This window comes from Acidobacteriota bacterium (assembly GCA_016715115.1).
Taxonomy (GTDB): Bacteria; Acidobacteriota; Blastocatellia; order Pyrinomonadales; family Pyrinomonadaceae; genus JAFDVJ01.
Genome location: JADKBM010000011.1, coordinates 134,747 through 153,411, shown reverse-complemented (window position 1 = coordinate 153,411; position 18,665 = coordinate 134,747). Strand labels below are relative to the sequence as shown.

The following is an 18,665-nucleotide window of genomic DNA, read 5'->3' as shown; positions in this document are numbered from 1 at the left end:
CCGGCCGATTTCACGATGATTTCAATGTCCGTAAGCTATCGCCGACTTTGGCGCCAGCACCATCTTCAACTTTCCGCCTTCGATCGTTACCGTTTCTCGATCCGAAATGAGCGGCTTCGGACGGACGGATCCGAACGGCAACTCGATCACCTTTGTTTTGTCGCTGTTGTTGAATGCCACGATCACCGCGGAAATCTCTATGACGTTCACAACCGAGCGATCGAACACGTAGGAGTCGGAATCATAAAAAAGATCCGTCGTCTTGCCAAATGAAAACGCGATGCTCTTCCTTCGCAAATCGATCCATTTCCGCGTCCATTCGAACATCTCGCGTTCATCGGCTGCGCGGCCCGATTCAGCGAACTTGTCGACCGTATCCCCGGGAAATCCCCCCGGAAAATCGCGCCGGTTATCGGGATCGTGACCGCCCTCCATCAGAATCTCCTCACCGGCGTACAATTGCGGTATGCCACGCGTCGCGAGAACGAAAGCCGTATGGAGTTTCGCGCCTTCCTTCGTCGCGCCCTGCAGACTCATAAACCGATCGGTATCGTGGTTGTTCGTCATCACCGTCAGATCGTTGACGTTCGGGTAAAGCGCGTCATATTTCAAAACGTCCCGCAACGCGCGCATCGGCTTTTTTCCGGTGAAAACTTCCTGCGACGTCCGCCAGAGTTTGAAATCGAAAACCGACGGCAGGTTTGTGTCGATTCCGTCCCATCCGGGCTTCCCGCCCTGAAAGAAAGCGGTGTGCGCGGAATCCTCTTCAAACACCTCGCCGACCATCCAGAATTTCGGGTACTGTTTCTTGATCGAGAGCGACCAATCGCGGATGAAATCACGCGGCATATACTGGATTGTATCCTGACGAATACCGTCGATGCCGGTTACACCGATCCACCATAATGCATTTTGAATGAGATATTTGCGAACTTCCGGATCATTTTGGTTGAGATCCGGCAAAGTGAAATCAAACCATCCGCTCAGCGTGTTGGCCCGTTCGTTTCGCGAAGCGTTCGGCGACAGCAGCGACGAGTTGTTGAAACGGTTCTGTTCGAACGGCGGCGTCCAGGTCGAAGTGGGCGGGTTCTTTGTCCACGGATGCCGGAATCCGAAGTGATTCGCTACCTGATCCTGAATAACCTTGATGCCGTTGGCTTTTGCCGCCGCGATCATCGTTCGAAGATCGTCCATAGTCCCGAAATGGTCTTCAACGCCGTAGTAATCGACCGCGCCGTAGCCGTGATAGCTCGCCATCGGACACCAGGGCTTGTCGCAGGTCGTGATCTCGTTCGAATTGTCGTACCACGGCGTGAGCCAGATCGCGGTCACGCCAAGGTCCTTGAGATACGGGATCTTCTCTTTTATTCCCTTGAAATCACCGCCATGCCACATCCGTGGGTTCGTCCGGTCGACGTTCTTGTTGTTCGCCGGATCGCCGTCTGCGAAGCGGTCGGTCATGATCAGGTAGATGACGTCCTTGCCGCCGATCCCCTTGAAGTTCAAGTCCGGATTGAGCGGCGGAAGGATTTCGAAAGGCACGGCCGATTTACCTTTTGGCGTCACGACTTCAAATTCGTACTTCCCGATCTTCGCCGTTTTCGGAATCGTGACGTCAAAAAAGAGATAATCGCCGCGATCGTTGACGCGAAGGTTCGACGCTTTGAGCATCGGATTCCTGGAAACGATGCGCGCGCCGGCGAAATTCTCGCCGCGCACCATTAGCCTGACCGGATTTATCGAATGGCCGGCCCACCACGACGGCGGTTCAACCTTCGTCACCGTCTGCGCCAACGCCATTGCGGCAAACAGGCAAAATGCCAGCGGCAGAAGACAGATGAATCGGATGGTTTCGTTGAAATTATCTCGTCTGAAAATCATCATTCCAAGCCTGTGACCATTCTCAAAACTCGACGTTGCCGTCGATCATCGCCTTCGTGACATCAAAGATCGTGCTCCTCGGAACCTGAAAATTCGGCAGTCCCTTGGTTTCAAATATCAGCGTCACGGTCTTGCTTTCGCCGGTCAGAAGTTTCGCGCCATTTTCGTCCAACCGCGGAAAGAACAGCGTCGCTTCGCCGTCGTTCGACATCGCCGCCTGAAAATGCACGAGTTTCCGCTTTTCGCCTTTGTCGTTAACCAAATAGACAGTGTCCTTCAGTTGTTCGAACTTAAGATTGACGAGGCCGAAAACCGCGCTTTTCAGCTGCCGGTCAGCGACCGGAGGCGAGATCGTGACGACGTAATTTTCCTGGCACGCAGGACATTCGAGCGTGCCCTTCATCTTCTCGTCGAATTCGATCTTCTTTGCCGGCTCGAACTTGTCGTAACCGCTTTCGATCTGCTTAAGACGAACCAGCGCCTGCCGGATCAGGATCGACGAACGAAGCCTGACCGTAACGTACGCCGCGTCGCGGATCTGCGCGTTTCCGGTGTCGCCGGCGACCTGCGACCAGGGCGAATCCGAGATCAGCCGGACGATCTCTTCCTTGGTCCAGCGTTTGTAGGATTTTTGCATCCAAAAATCCTGCGCCGACGCGACCTGCGAAAAAAACAGAAGGACAATGCCGAAAAATAAAAACCGTTTCATTTTCACCTCTCAGAACTCGATATGGTCGCCGACGATCATCGGCGGGATCTCGACCTTGAAATTCGTAACCGCATTGACATCATTGTTGGTCACGTTGAAGATCAAATACTTGCTGTCCATCGTGAACAGCGGAGCGCCTTTCGCGTCAAGCCTGGGGAAGAAGAAAACAGCCTCGTCGCCGGCTCTTTTCGGAGCGACGAAATTCACCAGTTCGCGCTTCTCACCCTTGTCGTTGACGAGATAAATGTATCGTTTCAAATCGTCTATCCTTGCATTTGAAAATGCCGAGTAAACCGCGTCAAAGTTCTTGTTCTCGCTCGAACTGCTGGTCAGCGTGAGCACGTAGTTATTGACGCAGGCCGGACAGTCGTAAAGCCCGATCTGACGTTTGTTGAAAAGCTCAAGCTCCTCTTTGGTCATCTTTTCGACGTCGGTTTCGAGCTGATTCTTACGGACCATTGCCAATCTGATCGCGAGCGACGACCGCATCCGAAGCGTAAAGACGAAACTGACGGTCGGCTGGATCGCGCCTTGATTGACGGTGTTCACGGTTCCGCGCGTCGTGCCGCCGCCGGAGTTGCCCGTGGCGAGCGTCGCCGGCGTGAAAGAACCTGCCGCGACGACCTGCGTCGGCTCGTATTGCAGCCTGACCTCCTGGCTCTTGGCAAACTCCGAGTTGTTGAGTATCTTCTCAACGTCTGACTTGTCCCATTGATCCCAGGCCTTCAGTTTCCAGTCAGTTTGCCCGTAAAGATTTCCAACGGACAAAACGGCAACGATCGTCAACAGCAAAATTCGGCGAATTGACATAGTTCCTCCTATTGCGGCGCGGATAGCTTTTGCGTTCGCAACTTCTCATCAAAGATCCGTTCCTGTTGCGCCTGTTTTTCAAGCGCGTCGAGCCGTTTGAACTCGGCGAGCGCGACGTTCGCCTTGTCGGTCTGCTTGAGGCGCGAATAAGCCAGAAACAACTGGTAGAAGGCCTGCGGATTGACGCGGTTGATCGTCACCAGTTTTTCAAGCCGCACGACGGCTTCGGCGTAATTCTTCTGCTTGATGGCGAGCCGCGCAAAGTCGTAGAGTGACGAGGCGTCGGCCGGATCGAGCGTGATCGCTTTTTTGAGCGCCGTTTCGGCGTCGTCAAACCGACCCTGTTCGAGAGCGACGTATCCAAGCGCCGCGAGCGCTTCGACACTCTCGGCGTTTTTGCCGACGAACTTTTCCAACAATTGCCGCGCGATGTCGAAATTCCCCGCCGAACTGTGAACGAAGCCGCGCAAATAGTCGATCTTTGGAAAGTTAGGATCGAGTTTGGCGACTAGATCGTAATCGGCTGCGGCACCGATCCACTCGCCCTTTCTGAAGTTAGCGTTGGCGCGTCCGACGACCGACGTTATGTCATTCGGATTGAGTTTCATCGCCTCCGTGTAGTTCTTGATCGCCCCTTCCCAAAAACCCGTTCTCAGAAACTCGCGTCCAAGCAAGGAATAGTAATAGGCGTTTTCGGATCGAGATCTATGCAGTGGCGAAATTCTTCGGCAGCGTTTGAATGATCGTTTCGTTCGCTGGCGATAACGCCGAGCCGGAAGTGAACTTCGACCGCCTCGGGCTTAAGGTCGGCGGCCTGCGCGAGCAACTCGACAGCTTCGTCCTGCCGCTTGAGATTGTCGAGGACAAGTCCGAGATTGTAGAGGATCTCGAACGTGTTCGGCTGAATTTCGTTCGCGCGTCTAAAGATACGCAAAGCCCGTTCATACTGTTGTCCCTGAGCGAGCACGACGCCGAGTGAGAAAAGTCCGCGAAGTTCGGTCGAAAACCGAGTTTCGAGCGAATCGGCGAGCGCATTCGCTTCGTCGGTGCGATTCGCGCGGTACGCGACGTTGAGAAACGCCATTGAAAGCTGAAGATCCGCCGGGTTGGCCTTCAACAGCAATGCGAAGTATTCGGCCGATTTGTCGAATTTCGATGTTTCGGCATAGATCGCGGCAGCGTTGTAGCGTGCCTGCAAATGAGTCGGTTCGATTTTCAGAACGGCCTCGAACTGCGCGAGAGCCTCCGCCAATTTGCCTTGATTGGCGAGCAAACGCCCGAGATTGTTCTTCGGACTGATGAACGTGGGCGCGAGTTTGATCGCGGTCGAGAACGCCGTCAGAGCATCAGCCGATTTTCCCTGTTCGTCGAGAACGATCCCGAGGACATTGAATGCTACCGCCGAACGCGGCGAGAGTTTCACCGCGTTTCGGGCTTCGGCTTCGGCGCCGGCGAAATCCCGTTGTTCGAGCAGACGGATCGCATTGTCGATCGCCTGTTTTGTCGCCGGCGGCGTGTCGTCGACCTGCGCCGGCGGTTTCCTCACGGGCGCGGTCCGCTGCGCCGAAGCGACGCCGGAAAGAACCGTGGCACAAACGGAAAAGAAGATCAAAACAGAGATAAGGCTAGCGATCCTCACTGGTTTTCCCTTCCCTCCCGAAATTCCTTATTCAGTTTTTCAACCAATTCGAATTCGCGTCTCGCTTCATCGTTTCGCCCCAGCCGCCGGAGCGCGATCGCCCACTGGTAGCGCGCGTCGGTGCGTTTCGGCTGAAGTTCGACTGCCCGTTTGAGCGACTCTTCTGCTTGCGGAAACATTTCCTTTAGGATGAAAGCGCGGCCGATCGTCAGATTCGCCTCGAAGCTGTTCGGTTCCGTCTTGAGCGCATTCGAGAGCGCGGCGACGGCTTCGTCGAGCTTGCCCTGTTTGACGTAGAGGGCGCCAAGCCCGACCTGACCGAAGAACGACGCCGGCTCAAGCTTGACGATCTCCTGATACTCGGCAAGAGCCTTTTCGCTTTCGCCTAGCGATTCGAAAACGGTTCCCAGAAAGAATCTCGCTTCGGTGTTTGCCGGGTTGATCTTCGCCGCGGTTTCAAGGTGTTTGAAGGCTGAATTGAAACGACCTTCGGTGTACTCAAGCCGCCCGAGATAGAAATTCGCGTCGAAACTGTTCGGCTTGAGAGCGATCGCCTGGGTCAGGGATTCAATGGCTTCCTGAATCCCGTCCGGTTTTGAAGACAGAATGATGCCGAGAAGTGTCCGGGCGTCGGCAAAACCCGCATTCAAACGCAATGCGCGGCGAACCTCCGATTCGGCGTCGCTCGTCCGTTTGAGATTATAAAGTGCGAGAGCTCCGAGATACGCAGCTTCGGCGGAATTCGATTGACGCTTCGCAAGTTCGGCGAAGGTCGCCGCCGCGTCTTCCCAGCGACCGAGTTTGAGATACAAGAGCCCGAGATCCTGCCACGCGCCGTACAGTTCGGGATCCTTATCGAGCGCCGACCGAAACCTCTCGACCGCCGTCTTCATATCGCCGCGATCAGCGCTCAGAAGCGCGTCGACGTAAATCACCCGAGGTTCGGATGGCTTTGCGTCTTGAAGCAGCGCGAGCTGATTGCCGGCCGAGGCCAAATCGCCGATCTCGCGATAGGCCGCGATCAGTTCGAAACGAACTTCATAGAGCCTTGGGTCGAGTTCGAGGGCGCGCTTGAACTTCTGGATCGCTTCCGGCAGTACCTGGCGATCGCCCGTGCGAAGCAGAAATCGTCCGAGCTGATAATTTGCGGTGTAGTTCTTTTCGTCGAGCCGAAGCGCCTCGCGTTCGGCGGCAATCGCATCTTCGCCGCGGCCAACCTTCCAGAGCACGTATCCCAGATTGGCACGATACTCCGCGTTTTTCGGATCGAGTTCAACGGCGCGCTTGAGATCATCAAGCGCGCCAGAGAAATTTTGAAGCCGCATTCTCGCGACCGCCCGGTCGTTTACCGTTTCCGCAGATGCCGGGTTCTGCTTCAACTTTTCGGTAGCTTCGGCTTCGGTCTTCAGCGCACGGGATTCGGGAGAGCGAAAACGATCGACGTGGGTTCGTCTGACGGCAACGGGCGTCGCTTCCGGCGTCTGCGCGACGGCGCCGAAAACCGCCGTGAGCAACGCTGACAGGACATAGACGAACTTCCTCATTTGAATACTTTGCACCGAACCCCGCAATCGATATAAACAAAAAGGCTTCAGGTAAATTGCACCCAAAGCCTTTCTTTCAATGAGCGAAACCTCTCTTTAGAAAAGAAGCTTCAAACGGTATTGGATCACACGACCCGAGTAAGCGTTGTACTTGATCTCACCGAAGTCTCCATTCGGGCTCGAAGCGTTACCGATGTTGTTGTTCGGAACCGTGAAATTGGTCCGATTGAACACATTGTAAAACTCGATTCCAAGCTGGAGTCTGAATTTCTCGGTCAATTGGGTATTCTTGAACATCGACATATCGGCGAACCACTGTGACGGGCCGCGGAACGTGTTGCGTCCGAGATTACCAAATCGGATCGTGTTTCCGGCGCCGTTCACCAAGGTCGTAATGCCCGTGGTGGTGCTGAACGCTGCCGGATTCAGGTACTTGCCGTTCGGAACGTTCTTGAACGGATCACCGATCAGCGACGGACGGCCGAGACCGTTGTTGTCGCTGACAACGCTGAACGGAAGGCCGGTACGTCCCGTGACGATCCAGTTCATCTGCCATCCGCCGAAGATCGCGTTCACCGCGCCGCCCTGATTCAGATAGGTCTTGCCCTTTCCGAACGGGAGATCGATGAGAACGCTGCCGTTGATCAGCTGACGCGTATCGAGCGAAGAGTTGCCCCAATCGGCGTTCAGATCGAACGGATTGAGAGGTCCTTGACGGCTCGTGCGCTGGTCTCCAAGACCGTTGAAAACACCGGTCGAGTTGTCCTTCGTATTGCTGTACGTGTAGTTGATCTGTCCCTGGAAGTTGTTCGAGAGACGCTTCTGAACCTGAACCTGAATACCGTCATACTGCGATCTCGCGCCGTTGGTATAAAGGATCGCTTCGCCGAGCGTTTGGCCGGCGGCGTTTCGCGCCGCGCCCGTTCCGCCTGAACCAATATTCGATGAATAAAGGAGATTGTTCGCACGATTGCCGACGTAGGCAACGCTGAGCGAATAATCCTTCATAAACTGATATTGGAATTCAGCCTGGAACTGGTTGACCATTCCGTTGCGCTGATCGAGGTCGAGCGCATAGACCGAAAGTCCGGACGGAATGTTGTTCGGGTCCGCTGCGGTCGGTACCGGCGGCGGTCCGAGCGTGATTCCGTAAGCGGGACCGGCAATGCGGCCCGATCCCCAATCGATCTGATCAAAAAGGGTCTTGCTCGAGTTCGGAGCGTTTCTGACTCCCGGCGGATAATCGGTTCCGTCGAGCGTGTACATCAGTCCGTAGCCGCCGCGGATCACCATCGTCTTTTCATCGTTCAAGGCGAGAGCAAAACCGACACGCGGTCCGAAGTTGTTCAAATCGGTCTTGACGATTCCGTCGCCGCCGCCGCTGGCGGTCAGGATCTTGCGCTGCGAAACGTCATAAAGACTGTAGCGTCCGTCCTTTTCCGACCACGGCGTGAACACGTCATAGCGAAGTCCGAGGTTGAAGTTCAAACGATCGTTGACTTTCCAGTCGTCCTGAATGAAGAAGCCCCATTCCTGCGAACGCAGATTGAACGGGCCGCCGTTGATCGAGCCCTTTCCGGCCTGAAGAGCCGGCAGGCCAAGAAGAATGTTGGCCGTCGCGTTTCCGGTGCCGCCGTACGGAATTCCGTCCGGACGCACGAAGCAGTCCGTAGTCGTTCCGGAGCCCGCCGGACAGGCCGCGTTCGGGCCGGTCGCCGGACCGTTGTCGCCATACTGGAACTGCCCTTTGAGCGCGCCCGAGCGTCCGCCGTCGATCGTGTTCAGGAAGCGCATGCGAAGTTCGCCGCCGCCCTTGATCGTGTGATTGCCCTTGATGAAGGTCAACGTATCGGCAAAGTACGGGTTTTTGCTCTTGACCTGGAAGAGTCCACCGTCGCCGGTGAATTCCTGGAAACCGGTGCCGAAAGCGCCCATCAACAGGCCGCCCGAAGCTTCGAGCGAACCGTCGTTGGCGTTCGGAATTCCGATGTCGCGCGAGAACGTGGGGCTCACGCCGCACGCGCCGCCGACTCCGCAGTTGAAGATCGAAATCTGGATCTCCGACATACCGAAGCGGAATTCGTTAAGAAGATTCGGTTTGAACGTGTGAATATCGCTGACCGTGATCAAACGCGTATTGCCGCGCTCTTCACCCGCGCCGAAACCGGCCGTCGGGATGTTGCCCGGAAGAATGTTTGCGCGGAGAGTGGTCAGACGCTGATCGTTGAAACTGCCGGTGATCGAATTCTTATCGTTGAAGCGATGGTCAATTCTGATGCGGTAGTTGTTGATCTCTTCGGTGTTCGAGCGCTGCGTGAAATAGTTCGCGCCGTTGCAGTTGCAGAATTTGCCGGGGCTGAAAACGTTCAGATTCGGCAGCGGAAACGCCTGAAGATACTTTTGACCGACGGTGCTGATACGCGCCGAAGGAATCTGGTTGTTGATGAACGCGAGACCGGTGCGCGGATCGCGGATCGTCGGATACTGCGAAAAATCGCCGTTGCGAGCGCCTGCGGTCGGAACCGCGGTATCGGTCGGGAACGGAAGATTGTTGCGCTGTCCGAGATAGTCGAAAAAGAAGAAGGTGCGATCCTTGATGATCGGTCCGCCGAAGGTGCCACCGAATTCGTGAATCTGCTGCGTCGCCTTTTGAAGCGCGTCAACCGCCAAAGGATTCGGATTGTTCGTCGCCAGGATCTCGGCCAGCTTGGTCTTCAAAACAGGGCTGTACGAGTTGAGCGCCGAATTCTGGCCGTAGTAGTAAAGCGACCCGCTGAAAGCGTTGCCGCCCGACTTGGTCGTCACCGTCACGATCGCGCCCGAACCGCGGCCGATCTCGGCCTGCGGAACGCTCGTCGAGACCTTGAACTCGGCGATCGAGTCGGGATTCGTGAAAACGCCGATCGTGCCGAACTGGGGTTCGTTGTTGTCGACGCCGTCGAGCGAAAAGTTGTTGTTTGTGGCACGCTGACCGTTGGCGGAAATGTTCGCGCCGCCCGAACGGCTGAAGCGTGACGATTCGGTGCTTCCGTTCTCGTTGCTTCCGCCCGGGCCGCCGTTGCCGGCTCGCGTGTCGCCGTTGTTGAACGAACGCGCTTCCGGACCACCGCCGACACCGACGTTGCTCGACCGGACCACGCCCGGCGTCAAAGTCGCCAACTGCGTGAAGTTACGTCCCGAAATCGGAAGTTCCGTAATTTCACGTCCCGAAATAACGCTGCCGCGCTCACTCGTTTCCGTTTGAACCAATGGAGCTTCCGACGTAACAATGACTTCATTCGTGATCTCTCCGACTTGAAGCTGAACGTCGACTCTGGTTTCAGTACTGGTTTGCAAAGTGATGCTGTCGCGTTTTACGGTTGAAAAGCCTTGTTTCGAAACCGTAACGCTGTAGCTGCCGATCTCAAGGAGAGGAACCTCGTAGTATCCTTCCGTGCCGGTCGTGACTTCGCGGGCGACGCCGGTCGCGGTGTTCTTCACCGTAACCTTCGCACCGCCAACGACCGCGCCCTGAGAGTCGGTAACCGTACCGGAAATCGTCGCCTTATTGGTCTGCGCCATTGCCAAAACGGCAACAGACAGGACCACGAGCAAAGACCCGGCCAGCGTTCTTAATAATTTTGCGATGTTTGCAGAATCAGTCATATTTGGTAAGACCTCGTTTGGGCTCGACTTTCGTTTCGCCCGCTCCTCTCTTTTTTTTTGGATTTCGCGTAATTAACTAAGAACCAAACTTCGTTCTTTCCAGGCCAATATGGCCAAATCCAACCTGAAACTATAAAACGACACTATGTGATTCCCGAGAATCGCACGCTCTTCCTCCGTAATTTCGGTTGGTGGTTTATCTGACTTCCGGCCAATGGCGGTTCACTCACGTTACCGCACGCTTCCCGAATGGCCTATTTCCCCTCTCTTCCCTCAAAGAACTCGAAGGAATTCCCAAGCTGCTTTTCCAATGTTCCACACTGAAAATTTCAGTTTGTTGAGAGAGCAAACAAAGTTGTAACCTAAACTTAAATTTGTGTCAAGAATAATTCTACAATTATGACAAATTTATCGAATTTAACTTGCCGATGCGAACTTTCGGGCAAGCACCAAGCTCAGCGCGCCAATCAGCGTCGGCAGATCGCCGAGGGTCGACGCCGAGATCGTTGTTTTCGGTAAACCGCGGCGAACGCTGCGGTCCGCGATATCATTGAGTTCAGATTCGATCAAATGCCAAGCCTTGGTAACTTTGCCCGCGACCACGATCGCCTGCGGACTAAGCCCGACGATGAGGTTCGAAATGCCGATTCCGAGAAATCCGGCCGTTTCTCGAAACGCCCTAACCGCGTGCGCGTCATCGTTCCCGGCTAATCTGACAATACCGTCAAAATCAAGATCAACCGACTCGCCGTTTCCGTTGTAGCTCAAATAGCGACCGAGGACAGCCCGCTCCGAAGCGTGCGCCTCCCAACAATCCCGGCTCCCGCAGGAGCACGGAACCGGAGCATTCTTGCCGACGATCATATGCCCGAATTCGCCGGCCGCGCCCTTTTCACCGCGGTAGATCTGCCCGTCGAAGATAATTCCCGTCCCGACGCCATCGGCGACCAGGATCGTGATGAAATTCGATGTTCGGCGGATCTTCTCTTCGCCGAACCACAATTCGGCCAAGGCAATCGCGTTGGCATCGTTTTCAACTGTCACCGAGAGGCCGGTTTCGTGTGTGATCGCATCGGCGATATTCCAGTCGCTCCAACCGAAAAACGGGATGTAAACAACGTTTCCCGAAGTTTGATCGGCAATTCCGGGGACGCTGATGCCGACCTCAAGTTCGGCGTTCTTGTATTTTAGCGCGAACGCGGCGACTCGCTCGATGATGGCGCGCGTCATCTGCTCCATATCGGGCAATGACGGAAACTGTTCCATTTCAAGCACGTTGCCGGCAAGGTCGGCGATCGCGACGGTCGTGATCCGCGGCGCCACATCGACCCCGATCGCGACCGGAGTTTGCGTTAAAAGCCTGAGCAATGTGGGTTTGCGGCCGCCCGTCGAATCACCGGTCCCGATCTCCTCGATCAATCCGGCCTTCTGCAGATCCTCAACGATCGCAGAGATGGTCGAACGCTGGAGCGCGGTTTCGCGCGCGATCTCGGCCCTCGAGATCGGCGCCCGATCACGGACGTAATTCAGGACAATCTGCTTGTTGATGTCGCGGATCGTGTTTGGCCGGGCGATCTGCGTTTTGGCCTGTTGAAGGTAGATTCTTTTCATCTTTTCGCGGCGCTTGCTTGAACACAACCAGCGCAAACGATGTTCATTGATATACCTTTTCGCCGGATTTTTCAATTCGGCCCGACATCAATGACATAACGATAGAACTAATTACCGTTCATTTTTGTTTCACGGTGAGGCGTGTGTTGAGCTTCGGAACTTCAACCTTCTCGACCTGCCCGTTGGGCCAGAAGATCTCCAGCAAATCGATCTTTTCGGCAATCCCGAGCCCGCAATGGACGAGTTGTTCGTTCTGCGACGCGTAGCCGGCGCCGCTTACAACGTCAAAACGCTGGCGGACTTTCCCGACCGTCGCGAAGACCGTTGCGCCGATCCCGTCGCGGGGCGTCTTTTTCGCCGGGTCTCCGACAAGTTTGACCGCAAGCCAATTGTTTTGCTGCGGACTCACGTTCCGGAGCAGCAACGGCGTCCCGTCCATACTGCTGACGACGACATCCATCTTGCCGTCAACGTCGAAGTCGGCGACCGCCATCCCGCGTCCGCAAACCGACTCCGCAAGTCCGCTTTTCGGCGCCGCGGCGACGCGTTCGAATCGAATCTGACGAGATTTCGCGTCGGGCATCTTGTTTTGAAACAGTAGAACCTGTTGCGCCCAGCTTGTGCCCCACTGGAACTTGTCGACGACCGGATAAACGTGACCGTTTGCAACGATCACGTCCTTCCATCCGTCGTTGTCATAATCGATGAACGACGTTCCCCAACCGAGAAACGGAATCGTCGTTTCGCCGAGTCCGGCCTGAAACGTGATGTCGGTGAAATTCGTTTCGCCATCATTACGATAGAGCGTGTTCGAATCATCGGAAAAATTGGTGATGTGGAAATCCACGCGGCCGTCGTTGTCATAGTCGCCGACGCCGAGCCCCATTCCGGCTTGTTCACGACCGTTTTCGTTGAGCGCGATGCCGGACGGGTAACCCGTTTCTTCGAACGTGCCGTCTCCGTTATTGATGTAAAGCTGCTTTGCGGTAGAGTCGTTGACGACCAGCAGATCGAGATCACGGTCGTCGTCGACATCGACGAAGGCAGACGAAAAGCCGTAGTAGTTTCCGTCGTCCTTGACGCCCACCTTGTCGCCGACCTCTTCAAATGTGCCGTCCGCCTTCTGCCGGAATAGCTTGTCCTTCGCGCCTTTCAAGCCGCGCGGCCCGCACATCACCGGCTGGCCGCGAAACTGGCAGAAATTGCGCCCGCCGCTGCCTTCCTTGCCGACATCGAGCGGCGACGGCGGCATTTTTTTCAAATCGAAATCGATGTACGCGGGAATGAAAATATCGAGCCTTCCATCCTGATCGTAATCCCCGAAACTCGCGCCGGTATGCCAACCCTTGACCGCCAGTCCGACCTTTTCGGCGACATCGGTAAAGGTTCCGTCACCGTTGTTCTGATAGAGCCGTGAAGTGCCGTAGTTGCCGACGAAAAGATCAGCGAAGCCGTCATTGTTGAAATCGCCGGCGGCGACGCCCATCCCCCAGCGCTCGTTGGCGACGCCCGCCCGCGCGGTGACATCTTCAAACTTCCAGTCGCCCAGATTGCGGTATAACGCGGACTTGGGCGCGGCTTCCTTGCCGAGTTCAGCGTTGATCGTCGAACCGTTAAGAAGAAAGATATCGGGCTTGCCGTCGTTGTCAAAGTCCAGGACCGCGACCGTGCACGCGGTCGCTTCGAGGATATACTCCTTGTCCTTCCCTCCGGAAACGCATCGAAAATCCTTGAGCGGCGTGCCGGCCGTGACGTTCTCGAAAACACGCGCGGCCTTGTCATCGACGATACCGGTCGTCCGGCGCGACGTATAGACTTTCGCCTCGCCCGTCGACACGCCGCCTTGCGGGTCGTCCTGCGCAAACACGGCGGTCACAAAAAGCAACGCGAGGCAGATTACAAAAAGGACTGTCTTCATGATCATTTTTCCTTCACAAGATGATACTTGTCGATTTCCGGTGCTTCCAGAAGTTGGATCTTCCCGCTCGGCCAACGTATCTCAACGGACTTCACGCTTGTCCCGGAACCAATTCCGAAATGAATCCGGTGATCGTGGGCCGAAAGATAGCTGCCCGAGTTCGAAGCATCGACGATCTGGCGCCGACCACCGCTTTCGCTGAGAGTCACCCGGGCGCCGTCGCCATTCGGCGCGCTCTTGTCACCCCGCAGATCGAAACCGATCCAGTGATTTTTCGTGCCGTTGTTGCGGAGCACCAGCGGTTGTCCGTCGGTCTGCGTCAGAACGATATCGATGTCGCCGTCATTATCGAGATCGCCGACTGCCAGGCCGCGCGCCGAAAAATCTCTTTGAAAGGCTTCGCCGGCGGCGAATGATACGTTCTGAAAGCCTTTTTCGGTGTTTCTCATCAGGAGCGGCGTTTGTTTGTACTTGATGAACGTCGTCGTTTTCTCGATCGTGTCGAGGACGTGGCTCTGCGCGACGAATAAGTCGCGCCGTCCGTCGTTGTCGGCATCCATCCATTTGATTCCCCAACCCGCGCCAAGGATCGAGATCTGCGCCACGCCGCTGGTTTGCGTGACGTAATCAAAGGCCATTTCGCCGACGTTGCGGTAGAGCGGATAGGTCTCGTTCGAAAGCGCGGTGATGATCACATCCTGCCGCCCGTCAAGGTCGTAGTCGGCGATATCGATGCCCATTCCCGCGAATCTGCGGCCTCGTTCGTCGTAGGCCACGCCGGCCGGCAATGCGACATTCTCAAAAGTTCCGTCGCCGTTGTTACGAAACAGCTGTTGTTCGTAGTTGTCATTCGCGACAAAAACATCGGTCAGGCCATCGTCGTCAAAATCTCCGAACGCGACGCCCAGCGCTTTGCCCTTCGAATCGGCGACCTTCGATCGTTCGCTGACGTTCTCAAATGTGCCGTCGGGTTTTTGCCGAAGCAGAACGTTGGTCGATGGGCGGAAGTTATCCGGATGACAATACGCCCGGTAGCCGGGACGCATATCCCCGCAGAAGATCTTGCCGAGTTCGAAATTCCATTGGACGTAACGCGCGATGAAAAGATCGAGCCGGCCGTCGCGGTCGAAGTCGAAGAATCCCGCCGAGGTCGGCCAACCGTCGATCGCGATCCCGGCCTTTTGGGTCGTATCCTCGAAAGTCCCGTTTCCTTTGTTGCGATAGAGCGTCGCCCCGCCAAAGCGCGTGACGAACAGATCCTGAAAGCCGTCACGATCGTAGTCGCCGACCGCGGCGCCGAACGAATATCCTTCGCCCCTCAGTCCGCTGCGTTCGGTGACATCTTCGAATGTGCCGTCTGATAGTTGCCGGTAGAGACGGTTCCAATACTTCGGATCGATTTTTTCGGGATTCTTGCCGGACGGCATTTTTTCCTCGATCAAGGCTCCGTTTGTCAGAAACACATCGAGCAGGCCGTTATTGTCGAAGTCGATCAACGCGACGCCGGCACTCATTGTTTCGGGGAGATACTTGAGAGTTGTGGGCGAGGCGACGTGGCGAAAATCGATCTTCGTTGCGGCGGTGATGTCGCTGAAGGTCACCGGCGAAGGGAATTGCGGTGCGGCGGTCGCAGGGCGCTTGACTTCGGACAGATCGTACGATTTCCCCGTGGTTTCGGGAGTCGGTGTCGCCGTTTGGGCAAAAAGTATCGATCCGCAGAAAAGCGGAAACAACAAAAACAATAAACAAAGGTGGCGTTTCGTATTCAATTCAGGCAAACAAAAAAGAGCAAAACCGCTGCTCTTGGTAGTTTTGGTCGTTGTTCCGGCCGAGATCTCAGACTAAAGCGAGCGAACGAACGCGGCGATTTCCTTGATCTCTTCGGCAGTCAGTTTGTCGCTGAACGAAGGCATACGACGCCCGCCGTTGGTTACTTTGAAAACGATCCGTTCGTCGGAATCCTTCCATTTTTGCTTCCGCTCCGGGTCGGTCAGATCCGGACCCTCTCCGCCCTTCGCGTCGACTCCGTGACACCTCGCGCAGTTGTTCCTGAACAATTCCGCCCCGGTCTCTGAAAGTCCGGCCGAAGCATCAGGCGCGGTCAGATCCGCCGCCAGAATCAGCGATCCAACAAAGAGCAAAAGTCCGGCCGATATGGTCTTCATAAATTAAAGCTTGCGAATGTATCCGACGAGCGATGCAATCTGTTTTTTCGTCAGTTTCTTTCCAAAGCCCGGCATCGAGCGGCCGCCTTTCGAAATGATCGCCGTCAAGCGACTGCTGCTTTTGCGGCGCAACCGGCCGCCGGCAATGTTCGGCACGTCGTACAACCGACCGCTTTCCGTGTCGGCCCCACCGTCGGCACCGTGGCAACGCGCGCAATTGCTGACGAATAAACTGCGTGACGCCGCCGAGGAAGCCGCCGTCGCTTCGACGTTTGCCGGCGATGCAAACCAAACCGAAATGACAAGAACAATAATGACCGCACAACTGGCGATCTTGATCGCGATACGCATAGGTTAAAAACTCTTCCGTGCAAAAATCACTTCAACATTGCCAGATAATCCAACTTTTGCCAAGCGATCTGAAACGGCTGCAACTCGTGCGAGTGGAACGGCAATGACTCGTTTCCTATGTGCCAGTTTGTCTGCAAAAAGTTGCTTGCTAATGATGTGACCTGCTGATCTTCTTTCAAATCCTGAAATATCCTGGCTTCGTGCCTGGCCTCGTCCCGCATTCCGAGCTTCTGAAAAATGATCATCATATTATAATGAGCGCCGACATCCTCCGGATCGATCGCAAGGATCCGCTCATAGTACCCGCGCGCCACGCCCAACTGATCTTTGCGCAATTCGGGCGCCACCGTATCTGCCTTGATCTTCGCAAGTTCGCCGAGTTGCTGGAGGGTCAGGCGGTCTCGCGGAAACTTCTCGAGAACGCTGATAAATCTCGCTTCGGCATCTTCGAGCCGGCTCTGAACGCGATCGATGCGGCCGGCCTGAAAGACGGCGCGAAGATTGTTGGCGTCGAGCGCGATCGCCTTATCGATAAGTTTTTCCGCCTCTTTCCATCCGCCCATTTCCATCAGCGCCAACGCCTTGTTGGTAAACGCAAAAGCCTGATAATCCTTGAAATTCGAATCGATGACCTCGTCAAACGCGTCGGCGGCCTGCGGGAATTGCCGTTGATCGAGCAGCGAGATCCCATAGTTGTTCCAGCGCCGCCAGTCGGGCATCGATTTCGGATCCGGAGTTTGTGCCTTGTTTTCTTCGCCAATCTGGATCACGCGTTCCGATTTTGCCATCATCACGATCGGATAATCGACCGATCGACCAAGAACGTAGTCGCTGAATACTCTCGTAAACCTTCGGTACTGAAGCTTTGCGGTCAGCTTGATCGCTCCCGTGATGCCCGTCGGCACGGTGAATTTGTAGCGGGCCAGATCCGAACGCCCCGACGGAATGGCCAGATTATGGGCCACGACCTTTGTCCGCCAGATATGGTGAAGATCATTGAGGGAACCGTCGGGAAACACGAGATACGTTTTATATGCGTGCGATTTTTCATCGAGTTCGCCGGTCGGTTTCAAAAATCCGGACTTATACAAGATGTTGTCGCCAAGGTCCGTCACCGTGAATTCAACGTAAGCCTCGTAGAAGTCCCGAAGTTCGGGCGGAAAACTATGGCCGATGTTCTTGTTGGTAACGACGACATCGGCGGTTAATGTATCGCCGGCGCCGATCTTGAAGTTACGGCGATCGACCGGCGCTATCAGTCGGTCGCGGCTCTTTCCTTCCGCCCGATGGTGAAGCGCGAAGATATCGACACCCATCTTGTCATCCTGAAGGAAATTGACGACCTCCTCAAGCTGTTCCTTGTAGCCATAGAACGTCGGGATGGCGGTATTCGCCGAGGCAAAGCGGTGCGACGAGATCGTTCCGTCCTTTGCCGAGACGTCGAAGTTCTTGGTCGGGACGTCCTTCATATGGCACGTGTTGCACGTCTCTTTGTTGCGGACGTAAAACGGGTGCGGCGATTCCTTTGAGAACGAAGACATTTGCAGTTCGTCGGCGACGGCGAACGCCCTAAGGAATTTGTAGTCGTTAAGCTCTTTCGGAACCTGCGACTTGTGGCAGGCGCCGCAAAATTCCGGTTTCTTGAGAAGATCGCGCATCATCGCCCGGCGGTGATCGCCAACATTATTGAGGATCTCCTGGTCCGGCGCATCGAGTATCTTCGTCCCGTCCGCCCGCTGCAGCATCGCCGGCTGTCCCATCACATAGCCGCCGATTCCCTTTCCGTCGACCGACTCGATCGTATGGCAAACGATGCACGAAACGCCTTCCTCGTCGAACGGTCGTTTCTTGAACTGCGGTTTGTCAGTCAGCGCGCCCGAAAAAAGGGCCGCGGGATTGTGACAGGACTCGCAATGCCGGGTAAAAGCAATGTTGCGCTGCTTGATAAGGTCGGTAACGTTTTTCTGATAGAAGGGTTCACGGAATGAGTTTCGGTGCGCCGATTGAGACCACTGCGGATGAACGTCCGTGTGACACGCGGCACATCGCGAAGAGGAGATGAAGTTCTCGCCGCGGATAAACTGGCCATTGAACGTATTCGCGTTCCCGGGGCTGAACGGCTTGTCGGCGCCGAAGCGAAAATCGTAGGTCTCGGAGATCCAGCGCTGATAGTCTTCGGCACCGAGTTCCTGACTGCTCGCCAGGCGGTCCGCAAACAAGAACACGCAGGCCGCGCCGATGCCGGTAACCAATGCCACCTTGACCCACTTAGTAGTGCTTCGAAACAATCTAAACTCCTTGATCATTACCCTGAATCCCCCATTCTTGAACAATTTATTACTATTTTGAATCTCGGCCCGTGGTTTGGCTGGTCTTACGAAACTAATCTAGC

Annotated in this window: 13 protein-coding genes; all 13 read right to left on the bottom strand. The window is 55.5% G+C overall.

What is annotated here, in order from left to right; all coding sequences use genetic code 11:
• Positions 1-21 precede the first annotated feature (21 nt).
• A complete protein-coding gene (locus tag IPN69_09405; GenBank protein ID MBK8810932.1) occupies positions 22-1,881 on the bottom strand; it encodes a cyclomaltodextrinase N-terminal domain-containing protein in 1,860 nt (619 codons plus the stop codon).
• 22 nt (positions 1,882-1,903) lie between these two features.
• Positions 1,904-2,590, bottom strand: coding sequence for a hypothetical protein (locus IPN69_09400; GenBank protein ID MBK8810931.1), 687 nt, complete (start codon positions 2,588-2,590; stop codon positions 1,904-1,906).
• A gap of 9 nt (positions 2,591-2,599) precedes the next feature.
• Entirely contained in the window at positions 2,600-3,400 is an 801-nt protein-coding gene (locus IPN69_09395; protein ID MBK8810930.1) for a hypothetical protein, read from the bottom strand.
• 8 nt (positions 3,401-3,408) lie between these two features.
• Entirely contained in the window at positions 3,409-4,074 is a 666-nt protein-coding gene (locus tag IPN69_09390) for a tetratricopeptide repeat protein (protein ID MBK8810929.1), read from the bottom strand.
• A complete protein-coding gene (locus IPN69_09385; GenBank protein MBK8810928.1) occupies positions 4,053-5,039 on the bottom strand; it encodes a tetratricopeptide repeat protein in 987 nt (328 codons plus the stop codon). The genes IPN69_09390 and IPN69_09385 overlap by 22 nt, the downstream gene beginning before the upstream one ends.
• The gene (locus tag IPN69_09380) at positions 5,036-6,583 is read right to left on the bottom strand and encodes a tetratricopeptide repeat protein (protein ID MBK8810927.1); all 1,548 of its coding nucleotides are present in this window, start codon (positions 6,581-6,583) and stop codon (positions 5,036-5,038) included. Before IPN69_09380 ends, IPN69_09385 begins: the two co-directional genes overlap by 4 nt.
• Before the next feature lie 96 nt (positions 6,584-6,679).
• Positions 6,680-10,228: a TonB-dependent receptor gene (locus tag IPN69_09375; protein ID MBK8810926.1), complete on the bottom strand. Its 3,549-nt coding sequence runs from the start codon at positions 10,226-10,228 to the stop codon at positions 6,680-6,682.
• 417 nt (positions 10,229-10,645) lie between these two features.
• Positions 10,646-11,839, bottom strand: coding sequence for an ROK family transcriptional regulator (locus IPN69_09370; protein MBK8810925.1), 1,194 nt, complete (start codon positions 11,837-11,839; stop codon positions 10,646-10,648).
• A 118-nt stretch (positions 11,840-11,957) separates the two neighbouring features.
• Positions 11,958-13,757: a CRTAC1 family protein gene (locus tag IPN69_09365; protein MBK8810924.1), complete on the bottom strand. Its 1,800-nt coding sequence runs from the start codon at positions 13,755-13,757 to the stop codon at positions 11,958-11,960.
• A 2-nt stretch (positions 13,758-13,759) separates the two neighbouring features.
• Entirely contained in the window at positions 13,760-15,490 is a 1,731-nt protein-coding gene (locus IPN69_09360; protein MBK8810923.1) for a CRTAC1 family protein, read from the bottom strand.
• A 108-nt stretch (positions 15,491-15,598) separates the two neighbouring features.
• Entirely contained in the window at positions 15,599-15,922 is a 324-nt protein-coding gene (locus IPN69_09355) for a cytochrome c (protein ID MBK8810922.1), read from the bottom strand.
• Positions 15,923-15,925: 3 nt separating this feature from the next.
• Positions 15,926-16,273, bottom strand: a complete 348-nt coding sequence (locus IPN69_09350; protein ID MBK8810921.1) for a cytochrome c — start codon at positions 16,271-16,273, stop codon at positions 15,926-15,928.
• A 26-nt stretch (positions 16,274-16,299) separates the two neighbouring features.
• Positions 16,300-18,579, bottom strand: coding sequence for a hypothetical protein (locus IPN69_09345; GenBank protein ID MBK8810920.1), 2,280 nt, complete (start codon positions 18,577-18,579; stop codon positions 16,300-16,302).
• Between the last annotated feature and the right edge of the window lie 86 nt (positions 18,580-18,665).

What these genes read in the sequence shown, in the direction of transcription:
- IPN69_09405 (MBK8810932.1), bottom strand. Translation starts at nt 1,881, where the DNA reads ATGATTTTCAGACGAGATAATTTCAACGAAACCATCCGATTCATCTGT.
- IPN69_09400 (MBK8810931.1), bottom strand. Translation starts at nt 2,590, where the DNA reads ATGAAACGGTTTTTATTTTTCGGCATTGTCCTTCTGTTTTTTTCGCAG.
- IPN69_09395 (MBK8810930.1), bottom strand. Translation starts at nt 3,400, where the DNA reads ATGTCAATTCGCCGAATTTTGCTGTTGACGATCGTTGCCGTTTTGTCC.
- IPN69_09380 (MBK8810927.1), bottom strand. Translation starts at nt 6,583, where the DNA reads ATGAGGAAGTTCGTCTATGTCCTGTCAGCGTTGCTCACGGCGGTTTTC.
- IPN69_09375 (MBK8810926.1), bottom strand. Translation starts at nt 10,228, where the DNA reads ATGACTGATTCTGCAAACATCGCAAAATTATTAAGAACGCTGGCCGGG.
- IPN69_09370 (MBK8810925.1), bottom strand. Translation starts at nt 11,839, where the DNA reads ATGAAAAGAATCTACCTTCAACAGGCCAAAACGCAGATCGCCCGGCCA.
- IPN69_09365 (MBK8810924.1), bottom strand. Translation starts at nt 13,757, where the DNA reads ATGAAGACAGTCCTTTTTGTAATCTGCCTCGCGTTGCTTTTTGTGACC.
- IPN69_09355 (MBK8810922.1), bottom strand. Translation starts at nt 15,922, where the DNA reads ATGAAGACCATATCGGCCGGACTTTTGCTCTTTGTTGGATCGCTGATT.
- IPN69_09350 (MBK8810921.1), bottom strand. Translation starts at nt 16,273, where the DNA reads ATGCGTATCGCGATCAAGATCGCCAGTTGTGCGGTCATTATTGTTCTT.
- IPN69_09345 (MBK8810920.1), bottom strand. Translation starts at nt 18,579, where the DNA reads ATGATCAAGGAGTTTAGATTGTTTCGAAGCACTACTAAGTGGGTCAAG.